The organism is Alkalibacterium iburiense (assembly GCF_039521845.1).
In the GTDB taxonomy this organism is placed as follows: domain Bacteria; phylum Bacillota; class Bacilli; order Lactobacillales; family Carnobacteriaceae_A; genus Alkalibacterium; species Alkalibacterium iburiense.
Genome location: NZ_BAAACW010000164.1, coordinates 1 through 15,352 on the forward strand (window position 1 = coordinate 1; position 15,352 = coordinate 15,352).

Sequence of the window (15,352 nt, forward strand, 5' to 3'; positions counted from 1 at the left end):
TAAAAGAAACTTACGACGTCTATCAAGCGATTATAAAAACCGTAGGCGAGAATGATTACGAAGGTCTTGAGAAGCTAGTCACTCAAGCTTACTCTAATGGCCTCTCTTCTTATATGAAAACAAGTATCAAGACATTGAAAAAGCACTTACCTCATATCAAAAATACTTTTACCTTCCCGTACACGAACGGAAGAATAGAAGGTATGAATAACAAAATAAAGGTCTTAAACCGCGTAGCCTATGGCTACAGGAACTTTAACAACTATAAAAATCGCATCATCCTGCATTTTAATTTAAAACCAAGACCAAACCATAAGGATAGAGTACAAATAAAAACAAGTTCTATGGCCGCTTAAAGCGAGCCATAGAACTTATCTAAAATATTTCAATAAAAAAGATTATTATTCTCCACCAACGTTATTTGACGTAGAACCGATTTATACGCTACTGGAAAAGTTGATACAACGATTGAAGGCGTAGATATGTATGCTGATGACTGGTTGGAACAAGCGGCTGAAGCAGTGAATGCAGTCGAAGGGGATACTTGCGTTAAATTGGACCGTGGATTGTTAACGGTCGACCAAATAAATTATTTCTTAGCTTCTATGCCAATGGAACTGACATACGCTGATCACAACAACCAGTTCTTATACTACAATCATATTTTACCAGCTGAAGAGATGCTCGCTTCGCGTACACCTGGACAAGTCGGTAATCCTTTAGCTAAATGTCACCCGAAACAAGCCTTTAAAAATGTAGAATGGGTCATTCAGCAATTACGTTCGGGCGCAACAGATGCGGTTCGTGTGAATGTTCCCACTCACGGTCCTGATAAATTTGTAGTTCATAACTATCAAGCGATGCATGACAAAGAAGGGAACTATGTGGGAATTAATGAGTACATTTTAGACATGAAACCAGTGATAGACTGGTACTTGGAACAAACTGGTCAGTCTCTTGTAGGTGACGTAGATGCTGTATCTGGTGCTTCTAAAAACGAAAGCAAAGAAGAAGTAGCCGTAGATGCTGTTTCAGGAGCATCTGTTAAAGGGTAGTTTTCTATCCACATGATAATTTTTATAAATTCAATCAAAAAAGACAATCCTGTCTAGAAAACAGCGGGATTGTCTTTATTTATTTTACTATTTTTTTACGAGATGGGATTTTAAATAGACGCGTCCCATGCCGTCTAGTGTACATTCAATATCATGGTCATTGTAAGGCTCACTTAGAATACTTAAATTTTTTCCTTTAGCCCCTTGTTTAATTCTTGAAGAGCCAGATAATTTAATATCTTGAATAACTGTCACCGTATCTCCGTCAAAAAGCTCGTTCCCATTTACATCTCTTACAATAGCTGCTTCGTCAATCGCTTCTTGTTCTTCTTCTGTCCATTCGTGGGCACACATCGGACAAACAAGCAAATTCCCGTCAGTGTACGTTAAGTCACTGTCACACTGAGGACAATTAGGTAAAGCACTCATGTTTAGTCTCCTTTAATTAATCATCATTTTTTATCGCCTTTTAGCAATCAGTTCAATTTCCACTTCCGCTCCTAAAGGCAGTTCCAAAACTGCGACACATGTTCTGGCTGGGAAAGGGTCCTTGAACTGAATTTGATAGACATCATTCATTGCTTCAAAATGTTTCATCGTTGTTAAGTACACATTCACTTTTACAACATCATCAAAGGTCATCTTAGCCTGCTCCATGACGTCGCGTAAGTTATCAAACACTTGCTTTGTTTGGGCAGAAATATCTCCAGTCATATCGGGAGCGTCAATTGCATTTTTAGCCGTCTGACCCGAAAAAAAGACATATTCTCCTGCATCCACTGCATGTGAATAGGGGCCGGAAGATTCAACGTGCTGTCCTGTATATGTTTTTCTAACCATTTAGTTCACCACCTTTAAAAAGTCATACGAGCGACTTACTCTCCATCACTGAATACCCCGTCAACTTTTTCGACTTCAGCCTTTTTATATAAGTATCTGGCCTGCTGGTTTTCTGGCTTATAAGATAACGTTAGAGTTGTATGATGGAAGTCTTTCCTTTCTTTCTTTCGAATTGGATAAGTAAAGCATAGCCAAAAATAGGAAGGAAAGCAATCTATAAAAAGACTGTAACGAAAGACTTAATCATGTGAGCACATGTCAGCACATGTTAAACTGAATATACATAATAAAAGGAGCTGAGCAAGTGGAAGGAGTAGAGCATGCTTATATTGAAACAAACGGAATCACGCTGCACGTCGCTCAAAAAGGACCGAAAGACGGGAAGTTAGTGATACTCTTAGATGGTTTTCCAGAATTTTGGTATGGCTGGCATAGCAGTTAGATTATCTGGCTAATCAAGGCTTTCGTGTTTGGGCACCAGACCAGAGAGGCTACAATTTAAGCGACAAGCCAGAAAAAGTGAGTGACTATGATATCCGTCATCTAACTAAAGATATAGCTGGTTTGATTAAAGCATCGGGTCGTGAGAAAGCAACGATTGTGGGACACGACTGGGGTGGGATTGTTTCCTAGAGAATGGCAAGAGAGTACGCCCATTTACTGGACCAGGTTGTGATTTTAAATGCGCCACATGAAAGAGCGATGCCAACACACCTAATCAAACACCTAACACAATTAGTCAGAAGTTCTTATGGTGTCTTTTTTCAGCTACGTGGGTTGCCTGAAAAGTTAATCAGTCTTTCGAATTGGAAAGTAGGGATAACCATGCTTGAAAGCTCCAGTCTAACCCATGCGTTTTCAGAAGAGGACCTCAAGCTCTACCGTCAGGCCTGGTCAAAACCGAATGCAATGAAAGCAATGATTAACTGGTACAGAGCGAATATGAAAAGCATGACCCGGCCAGATCTACCTGCTAAAGTAGCCCTTCCAACATTATTAATATGGGGCGCACAGGATCAGTTTTTAGGAAAAGAATTAGCGGGAAAAAGCAGCCAATTTATTGAAGAAGGCCGATTGGTCTTTTTAGAAAATGGCACTCACTGGGTTCATTTGGAAGAAGCCGACAAAGTGAATGCCTTAATCGCAAAATTTATATAACTCTGTATTAATTCCTGCGCAGAAATATTTTTGAGCAGGAATTTTTTAAGTGAGTAGAAAAGTAAAACTTTAAGCTCAAAGGCTAGCTCTGTTTACTTAATGTAAATGAGAGGGTTGTTATAGGCACACTAGCTATGATATCGATGCAATAAATTAATTTGCGACCCATTAATTTGAGTTTCATGATTTATTGGGTCGCAAACTATATAAATGACACTTTAGGTGTAGTAAATTCCTCGAACTGATCCGAGCACTGTACTAAACTTTTTTAAACTAATTAATACTGACACGATAAGCTTTCGCAAAAATGAGAAGCTTTTTCTAAATTTTGTCAGTTGCATTTTTAAAAGAATAGAGTATACTATTTACTGTACATACTATATATAGTGCTTGTTATAATTAAAAACACTATATAATGTTGTTCTTTGACAATTAAAATCAGTTTGAAATGGAATCCGGTGAGAATCCGGAACGGTCCCGCCACTGTAAGAGCCACGTGCTTAAGTCAGGTCTTTTTTTAACTGTTTTTAAACTCGTTTAATGTTTCGCGGCAGAACATTACTATGACCCTAGGGACCAGTCTATCTTCTTTAGGGTCTTTTTTGTTTTTATAAGTATGAAGGGGGAAGACAATGATTGTTTTTATGTCTTTAGTAGGAAATACGCGCAAGTTTGTAAATAAAGTAAATGAGCCAGCAGTAGAATTATCCATAGATAATTCTTTGGATCTAGAGCTTAATACTCCATTCATTTTAATCGTTCCGACCTATTCCGAAGAAACATCGGATATCGTTAGGGAATTTTTGGAAAATGAGACAAACAGAGACCTCTGTAAAGGGATAGTCGGCGCAGGGAATCGAAACTTTGCTCAGCTGTTTTGTTATACAGCAAAAGATTTGAGTAAAGAATTCGACCTTCCCCTACTGCACCTGTTTGAATTTCAGGGCAGTTCATTGGATGTAAAAAAAATAGAAGAGGAGCTTGAGGCAATTGTATAAAATAAAAGAAGTAGATAAACCAAAAGCAGTGACGTATTTTGAATTAAATAACCGGGTGAATATTCCTGTAGATGGGAAGATCCCTCTTGATAAAGATAAAGAAGCCGTCAAAGCGTATTTTCTAGAGCAAGTTAACCCGAATACAGTTTTCTTTTACACTTTGAAAGAAAAAATCGATTATTTAATCGAAAACAACTATATTGAAGAGTCCTTTATCAAGCTGTATGATTTTGAATTCATTAAGCAATTATTCCAGGAACTGTATACTAAAAAGTTCCGCTTTAACAGTTTTATGGGAGCTTTCAAATTTTATAACCAGTATGCTTTAAAAACACGTGATGGAGAAAGGTATCTCGAAAGATACGAAGACCGCATTGCCTTTATGGCCCTTTATTTAGCTCAGGGAGACGAAGAGCTGGCACTAAACATTGCGGAAGAACACATTACTCATAGACTGCAAATGGCTACCCCCACGTTTCTTAACGCTGGAAAAAAAGCCCGTGGAGAGATGGTGTCCTGTTTCTTAGTCGATATTCAAGACAATATGGAAAGTATTGGTCGGACGGTCAACTCTGCTTTGCAGTTGAGTAAAAGAGGCGGAGGGGTTGGCATCAATTTAAGTAACTTAAGAGAAGCCGGTGCACCTATTAAAGGAATTGAAAATGCCGGTTCGGGCGTAGTTCCAGTCATGAAATTATTTGAAGATTCTTTCAGTTATGCTAATCAACTAGGTGCACGTCAAGGAGCTGGCGTGACTTATTTATCTGTTTTCCATCCTGATATCTATTCTTTCTTATCAACTAAAAAGGAAAATGCAGATGAGAAAGTAAGAGTGAAGACTTTATCTTTAGGAGTTGTTGTTCCTGATAAATATTATGAGCTGTTGAAATCAAATGAAACGATGTATCTGTTTAGTCCGCATGACGTTGAGCGTGTGTATAATAAGCCGTTTTCTTACGTCAACATTACTGAAGAATATGATGCTATGGTAGCTGACGACAGCATTAGAAAGTATCAGACAAATGCGCGTGAGTTGGAGCAGGAACTGTCTAAACTGCAACAGGAGTCGGGATATCCTTATATCGTTAATATTGATACAGCTAATAAAAACAATCCGGTTTACGGCGATATCATTATGAGTAATTTGTGTTCAGAAATATTGCAAGTTCAAAGTCCATCGGTTATGAATGAGGATTTATCTTACAGCGAAGTCGGAGCAGATATCAGTTGTAACCTCGCTTCTACCAATGTTTTAGAAATGATTAAGAGTGACCGATTTGAACAATCTGTCGAGACAGCTGTCCGAGCTCTGACACAAGTATCTGACTTGACAGAAATCCAGGCTGTTCCAACTGTTCAAAATGGGAACACTAAATATAATTCAATCGGGCTAGGAGCGATGGGTCTGCACACCGCTTTTGCGGTCAACCAAATAGAATATGGCTCAAAAGAGTCCGTTGAATTAACCGATGCTTATTTTAGAACCCTTAGATATTTCGCATTAAAAGCGAGTAATAAAATAGCACAGAAAAAAAATCAGACCTTTTATGAATTTGAAAAATCGGAGTATGCGGATGGTTCCTACATTCAGCGCATGTATTTAGACGAAGCAGAATTTGATTTTGAATTTGAAAAAGTAGCACAGATTTTCAGCGCCGTTCATATTCCTACGAAACAGGACTGGAGAAAACTAAGCGAAAATATTCAAGCACATGGTTTGTATCATTCTTATTTACTAGCCGTCGCACCGACAGGATCTATTTCCTATATCAATGAAACATCAAGTTCGCTTCATCCAATCGTCCAGCGTGTTGAGCACCGTCAGGAAGGGAATGTGGGAGCTGTTTACTACCCGGCACCTCATTTATCCAATGAAACAATTGACTATTACACGTCTGCTTATGACATGGACCAGCGCAAGATTATTGACGTTTATGCTGCGGCACAAAGGCACATTGATCAGGGTATGTCACTTACTTTGTTCATGCGGTCAGAATTACCAGAAGGCTTGTATGAATGGAAAAAAGGAAAAACGAATAAAATGACAACGAGAGATTTAAACCGATTAAGAAACTATGCTTACGCTAAAGGGATTAAAACTCTTTACTATGTGAGAACCTATACGGATGATGGGCAGTTAGTTGGAGCGAATGTATGTGAAAGTTGTTTAGTTTAAAAGAATTCGAGGAGGAGTAGAAGACGTGGAAAAACAAAAAAGATATTTTAATGAGATTTTAAATGGTGAGAGTGTAAAAAAGAATGTTTCCTATTATAAATCTGTCGACTGGAATCGACTGGAAGACGCAATCGACAAGCAAACATGGGAAAAATTGACCAGTCAGTTCTGGCTGGACACGCGTATCCCTGTTTCCAATGACAGGAGCGATTGGCGACAGCTTTCAGAAGAAGAGCGAGATGTGGTTAATAAAGCCTTTGTTGGACTGACTATGCTAGATACTCTTCAGTCTGAAGAAGGGGCAAATGTCATGCGCGAGGATGTGCGTACCCAGCATGAAGAAGCTGTCCTGAACAATATATTATTCATGGAAAGTGTTCATGCCAAGTCATATTCCACCATCTTTATTTCATTAAATGAATCGAAAAAAATAGATGAAATTTTTGAATGGGGAGACACCAACGAGCGTCTTCAGTATAAGGCTAAAGTGATCAACGACATTTATCAGAATGGAACAGGTCTGCAAAAGAAAGTGGCAAGTGTGTTTCTGGAGTCCTTCCTGTTTTACAGTGGGTTTTTCACCCCTTTATGGTACTTGGGAAATAACAAGCTCGAAAACGTGGCTGAAATTATTAAGTTAATCATTCGGGACGAATCAGTTCATGGAACATACTTAGGGTATAAATTCCAACTAGGTTTCAACGAATTGTCGGAAGATGAGCAATACGAGATAGTCGTCTGGATGTATGACTTACTGGAAAAACTGATGGTCAACGAAGACAAATATACAGAAGAAGTTTATGACAAAGTGGGATGGACAAAAGAAGTTAAAACATTCGTCCGCTATAATGCCAACAAAGCTCTTCAAAACTTAGGCTTCCCTGCTTATTATGATGAAGGAACAGCTGAAAATGTGAATCCGATAGTCATGAACGGTTTGTCGACAGATACGTCAAATCATGACTTTTTCTCACAAGTCGGTTCAGGCTATTTAATGGGAGAAGCTGAAGCAATGGATGATGACGATTACGATTTCTAATAACAAAAAGGAGGCTTTACAATGGCAGCTGTAACAGTTTATTCAAAACCGAATTGCATGCAATGTCAATTTACGAAACGCTTTTTAACTGATCAGGGAATTGACTTTGATATAAAAGATGTAGAAGAAAATGAAGAAGCTTTGGAAGAAGTTATCGCTCTTGGGTTTCAATCCTTACCAGTGGTCGCTATCGAAGGACAAGAAGCCTTCAGCGGATTTAAACCGGATAGATTAAAGATACTGAAGTAAAAAATCATCCAAACAAAGTGGAGGGAAGATATGTTAAAAATTGAATTACCCGCAGAAACCAGTCTGAAAGTACTAAAAAGGGACGGACGCGTTCAGTCTTTTTCCAGCCATAAAATTAACGAGGCTTTATCTCGTTCAATAGCAGGTACAAACACTGTGTGTACGGAAAAAACGATTGATGAAATAGTTGAAGATGTCACGACATCTATTGCTGAGATAGGTGACACTGAAACAATAACCATCGAACAGATTGATGAGTGTGTCAGGACCAGCTTGTATAAAAAAGGTTTGTCTGATATCGCCAGACACTATACACATTATCGGGTTGAAAAAGTTCGAAACCGTGAACTGAGACGCGATGTTAATCATATGATTGAACAATTAATGAATAAAGAATCCTCCGTAGTCAACGAAAACGCGAATAAGGATAGTAATGTCTTTAATACACAGAGAGATTTAACAGCGGGGATTGTAAGTAAAGCGGTGGGATTGAAGATGCTTCCGAAACATGTCGCGAACGCGCATGAAAAAGGAGATATCCACTATCACGATTTAGATTACACTCCTTATTCCCCGATGACTAACTGCTGTTTAATTGATTTTGAGAATATGTTTAAGCATGGCTTTTATATTGGGAATGCAGAAGTCGAATCTCCAAAATCTATTCAAACGGCTACTGCTCAAACGGCTCAGATCATTGCAAATGTCGCCTCCAGCCAGTACGGAGGCTGTACATTTGATCGAATTGATGAAGTACTGGCTCCATATGCTGAGCTCAATTATCAGAAACACTTGAAAACAGCAGAAGAATGGATTGAAACATCTGAGAAACAGCATTTATTCGCCGAAGAAAAAACGAAGAAAGACATTTACGATGCCATGCAGAGCTTGGAGTATGAAATCAATACCTTGTATACATCACAAGGGCAGACACCTTTTACCAGTGTGGGATTTGGCTTGGGAAGAAACTGGTTTGAACGTGAAATTCAGAAATCAATTCTCCGCATACGCCTGAAAGGTCTAGGGAAAGAGCAACGAACAGCTATTTTTCCAAAGCTCATTTTCACTCTAAAAGAAGGCCTGAATTTAAATCCAGAAGACGCTAATTATGAGATCAAACAACTTGCGTTGGAGTGTTCAATTAAACGCATTTACCCGGATATACTTAATTATGAAAAGATTAAAGAGTTAACAGGCAGTTTTAAAGCACCGATGGGTTGCCGTTCCTTTTTACAAGGATGGAAGAATGCTGAAGGCGAAGACGTGACTGCTGGTCGAATGAACTTAGGCGTGGTGACACTTAATATTCCTCGCATAGCGATTGAATCGAAAGGAAATGAGGAGCGATTCTGGTCTATTTTAGAAGAAAGACTTCTCGTTATCAGAGATGCCCTATGGTATAAAGCCAAGCGAACCATGGATGCTGTGCCGGAAAATGCCCCTATTCTTTACAGATACGGTGCGTTTGGAGAAAGATTACATACGAACCAGTCTGTCAGTGAGTTGTTTCTAAATAAACGAGCCACTGTGTCACTCGGTTATATCGGCTTGTATGAAGCAGCGACTGTGTTTTATGGGTCAGACTGGGAAGGAAATGAAGAGGCTAAGGCATTTACGCTGAATATTTTACGCCGACTTAAAGAAAAAGCGGATCAGTGGGGTCAGGAAACATCCCTTCATTTCAGTGTCTACTCCACACCTTCTGAAAGTTTGACCGACCGCTTCTGTCGCTTAGATACTGAAAAGTTTGGCCTGATGGATGACATCACAGATAAAGGCTATTATACCAACAGTTTCCATTATGACGTCAGAAAGAAGCCGAATCCTTTTGAAAAAATAGACTTTGAGAAAGAGTATGTTCCGTACTGTAGTGGAGGCTTTATCCATTACTGCGAGTATCCTAAGCTTCAGAATAATCCTAAAGCTTTAGAGGCCGTATGGGATTATGCTTATGACAAAATAGGCTATCTGGGAACCAATACTCCGATTGACCGATGCTATGAATGCGAGTTTGAAGGAGAGTTTCATCCGACTGAAAGGGGCTTCCAGTGTCCTAATTGTCAAAATACAAATCCCGATACCTGTGATGTTGTGAAACGGACGTGCGGGTATTTAGGGAATCCTCAAAAACGTCCTATGGTAGAAGGGCGTCATAAAGAAATTGCAGCGAGAGTTAAGCATATGGAGGAAAGATAAATGGCTATCAATCCTGTAAAATGGACCACGAAACAATTTAGCCGTAACTATGTAGCAGACTACAAACCCTATAACTTTGTGGACGGAGAAGGAGTCAGGTGCAGTCTTTATGTAAGCGGCTGTCCTTTTGCCTGTAAAGGATGTTATAACAAAATAGCTCAAAACTTTTCTTACGGTCAAGCTTATAGTACTGATTTAGAAAATCAGATTATAGAAGATTTAAAAGCGGAGTACTGTCAGGGTCTGACCTTGCTGGGTGGGGAACCATTTTTAAATACCGGTGTCACGATACCTTTGTGCAGACGGGTTAGAGAAGAATTTGGAAATGAAAAAGATATCTGGTCCTGGAGCGGGTACACATGGGAAGAACTCCTATATGAAGCAACAGGAGACAAAAGAGACCTTCTTTCTTTAGTGGATGTTCTAGTAGATGGACGTTTTGAACTAGAAGAATTTGATTCGAACCTGACGTTTAGAGGGAGTCGTAACCAGAGAATCATCGATGTTCAGCGTTCTTTAGAGGAAAACCAGCTCCTCTTATGGAAAGACGGAAGGTATAATTAAAGAAGAGGTAGGAATATATTTTAAACATGCTATGATGGATACATTATGCTCTAAGGAGAGTTATCCATGAATATCCCTATTTTATTTGAAGATAATCATCTGCTTTTAGTCGAAAAGCCTGTTAATGTCCCTGTGCAAGAAGACAGCAGCGGGGATCCTGATCTCTTGACCCTTTTTAAAAGAAGATATTAAAGTGCGGTACCAAAAACCCGGCAATGTCTATTTGGGATTGGTGCACCGATTAGACCGCCCTGTCGGAGGAGCAATGGTGTTTGCGAAAACATCCAAAGCGGCATCTCGTTTATCGGACATGGTCCGCCGCTATAAGATTGAACGGGTCTATTTGGCCGTCGTACACGGCACGCCCAAAGAGAAAGAAGGCGAACTGGTTCATTTCCTTTACAAAAATAAAAAGAAGAATCAGGTCTTTGTTTCGACCCATCCTAAAGCAAAAAAAGCCATTTTAAATTATACCGTACTGGAATCAAAAAATGGTCTAAGTTTGCTGGCTGTGAAACTTAAGACAGGCAGACCCCATCAAATTAGAGTACAGTTAGCGACTACCGGCCACCCCATCGTCGGGGATCAGAAGTACAATCAGCCTTTAAGCAAACCGGGCCAGCAAATTGCGCTGTGGGCTTACACTCTGACTTTTGAACACCCTGTTAGAAAAGAGCCGGTAAAAGGTACTTCCAGGCCACCTAATGAATACCTTTGGAACCTATGGGAAATAGAAAAAACTAGCTTCGACGCTCCCTTATCCAGGTAGAGTGTCGTAAGTTAGTTTTTTTATGATGGCTTCGTGTTCCGGATAGTGTGCCGATAAGTCTGCTTGAGTAAATAATTTAAAGTCAGCGAAATCAAAGCCGGGTACAACCGTACAACTGACTAGGGCATAGCCTTCTTCTACTGTGGAACCAAATATAGTTCCAGCTGGGACAGTATAATGAAGCGCTTGACCGTCTTTGAGTCCTAGGGTGACAGATGAGTAAGTACCATCCGTATGAAGAGAATGGACGGTCAATGGGTTTCCAGCATGATAAAACCAGAGTTCATCAGATGTGAGCTGATGAAAATGAGAAGGGCTCTCTGGAGTGAGTAGAAAATATATATTCGTATAAAGGGGAAAAGCTTTCCCGTTTTTCTCAGTCGTCTCTGAAGACAGATCTGTTTGCCTATAATACCCGCCTTCGGGGTGGGGTTCCAATTGAAGCTCTTCAATCCATTGTTCTGCTGATTTCATAAAAAGGCTCCTTTTTGAGTGGTATAGTTAATAGTGTATCACACTAATAAATGCTTACACGACCTTTAAGTAGACTATTTGAAGTATAAGGTCTATAAAAAAGTACATATAAGACCTCAGTCAATTGAAATAATCTTCGGAAGGCTTATATCGAGCTTTTATACGACCCGAAGAGTGAAATTTCCATTGATGAGGGCATATATAAAGCGGCCTTATATAGGGTCATGGAAAATGTTACACATCCAGTGTAGAAATCACATCTCACCTTGATAGCTTAGCTGAGGTATACTGAAGGAGGTAGAAACCAGACATTGGAGGAATGAATTTTGGAAACGTTAACGTTAAAACAAAAAATCGGACAATTAATGGTGATCGGTTTTCATGGTCTCTCAGTACCGGAGAATTTTACGGAGTTAATTAAAGAGTATCAAATTGGTGGCGTCATTTTATTTGGAAGAAATGTAGGAACGGCTGAAGAAGTGCTGGAATTAACGACCCAGTTACAAAGGAGTGCCAAAGAAGCAGGGAATGCCCAGCCTTTACTGATTTGTCTGGACCAGGAAAATGGCATGGTCAGACGTTTAGGAGAGGGGAGTACGATTTTTCCGGGGTCTATGCTTTTAGGGGCCACAAAAGATAAACAAAACGCGTTTGACATTGGCTACGCAACTGGAAGAGAATTAAAAGCCTTAGGTATTAATTGGAATCTCGCTCCAGTTATGGATGTCAACAATAATCCGGATAATCCCGTTATTGGTATACGCTCATTTGGAGAATTCCCCGATTTAGTCGGAGAGTTTGGTTCTGAAATTATGAAAGGCATGCAGAAAGCGGGTATCTTAACCACGCTAAAACACTTCCCTGGACACGGAGATACAAATGTAGACTCGCATTTAGATTTGCCAGTCATTAAGCATGACATGGATAGATTACGAGAAGTGGAACTCAAGCCTTTTAAAAAAGCAATCGATGAAGGCGCAGATACAGTCATGTCTGCACATGTTTATTTCCCGGCACTGGAAAAAGAAAAGAACAAGCCAGCTACTTTATCTGAAAATGTTCTAACCGGTTTATTGAGGAAAGAACTTGGGTTTGAAGGGGTTATTACAACGGACTGCTTAGAAATGCAAGCCATTTCCAATACAATAGGAACAGAAAAAGGAGCCGTTGAAGCGTTTAAAGCAGGAGTCGACTTATTGATGATTTCCCATAATTATGATGTGCAAGTCGGGGCTTTAAAAGCGTTAGAAGAAGCCTTTGAAAAGGGCTATCTGTCTATGGAACGATTGGATGCATCCGTCAATCGTATTATGAAGATGAAAGAAAAGTACTTAAGCTGGGATAAAGTAGATATACTCACCCAAGACAACTTAAAAAATGAAGTAGGAACTGAAGAAGCTAGACTCTTAGCCGAAGAGGTATACAAAAAAGGGGTCACGCTAGTTAAAGATGAAGCCTCCCTTCTTCCCGTTAAAAAAGGGGCTAAAGTCTTAGTTGTATTTCCTGATAACGGGCATTCGGTTTTAGTGGAAGACAAGCGCTTTACAGAGTTAGATGTCAAACCGATTCTAAAAGAAATAGATCCGGAAGCTGAAGTGTTCATCAGTGATGAGCTTGAAGAAGAGGCTTCGCTCCATTCCTTTATGGAAAAAGCCAAGCAGGCTGATTATGTCATTATCGGCACATTAAACGCATCGTCTGGAGACAAGCAGACAGAGTTGATTCAGAAAGTGAGACAAGTCAACCCGAATACGTTGGGTATTGGCTTAAGAAGTCCTTATGATTTGAACCACTATCCAGAACTGCCCACTTACGTAACGACCTATGAATACACAGAACCAGCTGTAACTATTGCTTTAAAAGCGATATACGGATTAGTCACGGTGGAAGGAACCCTTCCGGTTACTTTAAATTAAGAGAGAACGTTGCTCAATTAAATGGGCGACGTTCTTTTTTGTTTCATTAATTCAGTGAATAAAAGCTAATAATTTCCATAATGTGGTACAATGTTTCATAAAGTAAGCGGTTTATTGACACAGAGTTCCAGAGTGATATGATAAAGCTGAAGAAGGGGTTTTGATTATGGCCATAGCAACGATTAAATTAAAAGAATACAAAAAAGATGCAAGTCCGACAGAAAAAGCAATTATTGACTATATTTTAAACAATCCAGAAGAAACCAGTCGGCTCACTATTTATATGCTGGCGGAGAGAACCTATACATCTCCTTCTTCTATTATTCGTCTGTGTAAAAAGAATGGATACGGTGGTTTCAAAGATTTTATTAAAGAGTTGATTTATGAACAAGCTATACGAACCAATTACAAAGAAGTAACGAGTTCTGATTTAAAACGAACAGATGACATTGAAGAGATTGTATCCAAAGTGACACATAAAAATATTATCTCTTTAGAAGAAACAGAGTCTCTATTAGATTACGATGTTTTGAAAACGTGTGTAGAAAAAATATACAATTCTGAAAAACTGACTATTTTTGGAATGGGCGCCTCTCAAATTGTGGCTAAAGATGCCCAGTTGAAGTTTACACGGATTAATAAAATGTCTTATGTGAGTGAAGATTGGCATACTCAGCTGCTCTATGCGAAAAACATGGATAAAGGAGATGTCGCACTCGTGATCTCTTACTCCGGTCAAACGGAAGAGATGATTACATGTGCCCAGACAGCAAAGGCGAATGGAGCGACTGTGATTTCCATTACAAAAGTGGCGGATTCTCCGATTGAAAGACTGGCAGATTATTCCCTCTATGTTGCTTCTAATGAATTTAGCTTTAGAAGTGGGGCCATGTCCTCTCGTATTGCCCAGCTTAACTTAATCGATATTCTCTATTCTGGTTACGTCAATCAAATGTATGATGAATCACTGGAACTACTTGAGAAAACACAAATAAAAAAGGAGTAATCGTTTTGGTCGATTTAGCCAAAATGGAAACAGAAAAACAAAATCCAAATACTATGAATTTAGATAGGATGAGTGTAAAAGAAGCATTAGTCGTTATGAATAAGGAAGATAAAAAAGTAGCTGAAGCCATTGAGGAGGTGATTCCAGAAATTGAAGAAGCAGTTCAGGTTATCATTCGTCAGTTAAAAAAAGGAGGGAGGTTAATTTATACCGGTGCTGGAACAAGCGGCCGTTTAGGTGTACTCGATGCAGCTGAATGCCCACCTACTTTTGGCACACCGAAAGAACAGGTCATCGGGTTGATTGCAGGGGGAAAAAGAGCCTTTACAGAAGCGATAGAAGGCTCAGAAGATAGTCTTGAGAAGGGGAAAGAAGACTTAATTAATCTTGGCTTAAATGAAAACGATGTAGTCGTCGGTTTAGCGGCTAGCGGTCGAACGCCTTATGTTATTGGCGGGCTGACTTACGCTAACGAACGGAATGTCCCGACCATTGCGGTGGCGTGTAATAAAAACAGTGAAATTGGACAAGTCGCTTCTATTGCGATTGAAGCCTCACCAGGTCCAGAAGTGTTGACGGGGTCCACGCGTTTGAAAGCGGGTTCTACTCAAAAAATGATATTAAACATGTTATCTACCATATCTATGGTCGGTATCGGAAAAGTATATAAAAATTTAATGGTTGATGTCCAGCCAACCAACAAAAAATTGATATCTCGAGCTGAAAACATTGTAATGAAGGCAACAGATGTCGATAGAGAAACAGCCAAGCAAAAACTGGAAGAAAGTGACGGTAAAGTTAAAGTAGCTATTATTATGATTTTATTAGATGTGGATAAAGAAACAGCCGTCAAAAAGTTAGAAGAATCAGAAGGTCATATTCGAAAAGCTTTGTAAGAAAAGGAGAATGTTC

The 15,352-nt window shown here is 39.4% G+C and carries 18 protein-coding genes, 1 pseudogene and 1 riboswitch; of the genes and pseudogenes, 16 read left to right on the top strand and 3 right to left on the bottom strand.

The annotated features are described in order from the left end of the window. Positions 1–356 (top strand): transposase (locus ABDZ53_RS11965; RefSeq protein ID WP_343756836.1); only part of this gene is annotated, 356 nt, incomplete at its 5' end. A gap of 78 nt (positions 357–434) precedes the next feature. Next, positions 435–1,055: pseudogene (locus ABDZ53_RS11970) on the top strand (PAS domain-containing protein); the annotation flags it as partial. An 87-nt stretch (positions 1,056–1,142) separates the two neighbouring features. On the opposite strand, the gene ABDZ53_RS11975 reads toward ABDZ53_RS11970, so the two are convergent. Then, complete coding sequence (locus tag ABDZ53_RS11975; RefSeq protein ID WP_343756838.1) at positions 1,143–1,484, bottom strand: zinc ribbon domain-containing protein YjdM; 342 nt, start codon at positions 1,482–1,484, stop codon at positions 1,143–1,145. Between the two features lie 30 nt (positions 1,485–1,514). Continuing rightward, the gene (locus tag ABDZ53_RS11980) at positions 1,515–1,895 is read right to left on the bottom strand and encodes a RidA family protein (RefSeq protein WP_343756840.1); all 381 of its coding nucleotides are present in this window, start codon (positions 1,893–1,895) and stop codon (positions 1,515–1,517) included. A gap of 304 nt (positions 1,896–2,199) precedes the next feature. Here ABDZ53_RS11980 and ABDZ53_RS11985 point away from each other — a divergent pair, with 304 nt between their 5' ends. From ABDZ53_RS11985 to ABDZ53_RS12035, 11 genes are all read left to right on the top strand, one after another. Continuing rightward, positions 2,200–2,337: a hypothetical protein gene (locus tag ABDZ53_RS11985; RefSeq protein ID WP_343756842.1), complete on the top strand. Its 138-nt coding sequence runs from the start codon at positions 2,200–2,202 to the stop codon at positions 2,335–2,337. A 5-nt stretch (positions 2,338–2,342) separates the two neighbouring features. Continuing rightward, on the top strand, positions 2,343–2,528 hold the full coding sequence (locus ABDZ53_RS11990; RefSeq protein ID WP_343756938.1) for an alpha/beta fold hydrolase: 186 nt from the start codon (positions 2,343–2,345) through the stop codon (positions 2,526–2,528). A 3-nt stretch (positions 2,529–2,531) separates the two neighbouring features. Beyond that, complete coding sequence (locus tag ABDZ53_RS11995; protein WP_343756844.1) at positions 2,532–3,053, top strand: alpha/beta fold hydrolase; 522 nt, start codon at positions 2,532–2,534, stop codon at positions 3,051–3,053. Between the two features lie 423 nt (positions 3,054–3,476). Continuing rightward, positions 3,477–3,623: riboswitch (adenosylcobalamin (AdoCbl) riboswitch) on the top strand. 62 nt (positions 3,624–3,685) lie between these two features. After that, entirely contained in the window at positions 3,686–4,051 is a 366-nt protein-coding gene (nrdI, locus tag ABDZ53_RS12000) for a class Ib ribonucleoside-diphosphate reductase assembly flavoprotein NrdI (RefSeq protein WP_343756846.1), read from the top strand. Further along, positions 4,044–6,227 carry a class 1b ribonucleoside-diphosphate reductase subunit alpha gene (nrdE, locus tag ABDZ53_RS12005; protein ID WP_343756848.1) on the top strand — a complete coding sequence of 728 codons (2,184 nt, stop codon included), beginning with the start codon at positions 4,044–4,046 and terminating at the stop codon, positions 6,225–6,227. Before nrdI ends, nrdE begins: the two co-directional genes overlap by 8 nt. A gap of 55 nt (positions 6,228–6,282) precedes the next feature. Beyond that, positions 6,283–7,266: a class 1b ribonucleoside-diphosphate reductase subunit beta gene (gene nrdF / locus ABDZ53_RS12010; protein WP_343756939.1), complete on the top strand. Its 984-nt coding sequence runs from the start codon at positions 6,283–6,285 to the stop codon at positions 7,264–7,266. Between the two features lie 21 nt (positions 7,267–7,287). Beyond that, positions 7,288–7,515: a glutaredoxin-like protein NrdH gene (gene nrdH, locus ABDZ53_RS12015; RefSeq protein WP_343756850.1), complete on the top strand. Its 228-nt coding sequence runs from the start codon at positions 7,288–7,290 to the stop codon at positions 7,513–7,515. Between the two features lie 30 nt (positions 7,516–7,545). Beyond that, on the top strand, positions 7,546–9,711 hold the full coding sequence (gene nrdD, locus ABDZ53_RS12020; protein WP_343756852.1) for an anaerobic ribonucleoside-triphosphate reductase: 2,166 nt from the start codon (positions 7,546–7,548) through the stop codon (positions 9,709–9,711). Then, entirely contained in the window at positions 9,712–10,275 is a 564-nt protein-coding gene (nrdG, locus tag ABDZ53_RS12025; protein ID WP_343756853.1) for an anaerobic ribonucleoside-triphosphate reductase activating protein, read from the top strand. A gap of 66 nt (positions 10,276–10,341) precedes the next feature. After that, on the top strand, positions 10,342–10,467 hold the full coding sequence (locus ABDZ53_RS12030) for a hypothetical protein (protein ID WP_343756854.1): 126 nt from the start codon (positions 10,342–10,344) through the stop codon (positions 10,465–10,467). 1 nt (position 10,468) lies between these two features. Beyond that, a complete protein-coding gene (locus tag ABDZ53_RS12035) occupies positions 10,469–11,044 on the top strand; it encodes an RluA family pseudouridine synthase (protein WP_343756855.1) in 576 nt (191 codons plus the stop codon). On the opposite strand, the gene ABDZ53_RS12040 is transcribed toward ABDZ53_RS12035, so the two are convergent. After that, positions 11,033–11,518: a cupin domain-containing protein gene (locus ABDZ53_RS12040; RefSeq protein WP_343756856.1), complete on the bottom strand. Its 486-nt coding sequence runs from the start codon at positions 11,516–11,518 to the stop codon at positions 11,033–11,035. The two genes, ABDZ53_RS12035 and ABDZ53_RS12040, sit on opposite strands and share 12 nt — an antisense overlap. A 326-nt stretch (positions 11,519–11,844) precedes the next feature. Between ABDZ53_RS12040 and nagZ the strand changes: the two genes are divergently transcribed. The 3 genes from nagZ (at position 11,845) to murQ (ending at position 15,336) form a co-directional block, all read left to right on the top strand. Next, positions 11,845–13,434 (top strand): beta-N-acetylhexosaminidase, encoded by a 1,590-nt coding sequence (gene nagZ / locus ABDZ53_RS12045; protein ID WP_343756857.1) that lies wholly within the window; start codon positions 11,845–11,847, stop codon positions 13,432–13,434. 166 nt (positions 13,435–13,600) lie between these two features. Further along, complete coding sequence (locus tag ABDZ53_RS12050) at positions 13,601–14,440, top strand: MurR/RpiR family transcriptional regulator (protein ID WP_343756858.1); 840 nt, start codon at positions 13,601–13,603, stop codon at positions 14,438–14,440. Between the two features lie 5 nt (positions 14,441–14,445). Continuing rightward, complete coding sequence (gene murQ / locus ABDZ53_RS12055) at positions 14,446–15,336, top strand: N-acetylmuramic acid 6-phosphate etherase (protein WP_343756859.1); 891 nt, start codon at positions 14,446–14,448, stop codon at positions 15,334–15,336. Positions 15,337–15,352 lie beyond the last annotated feature (16 nt).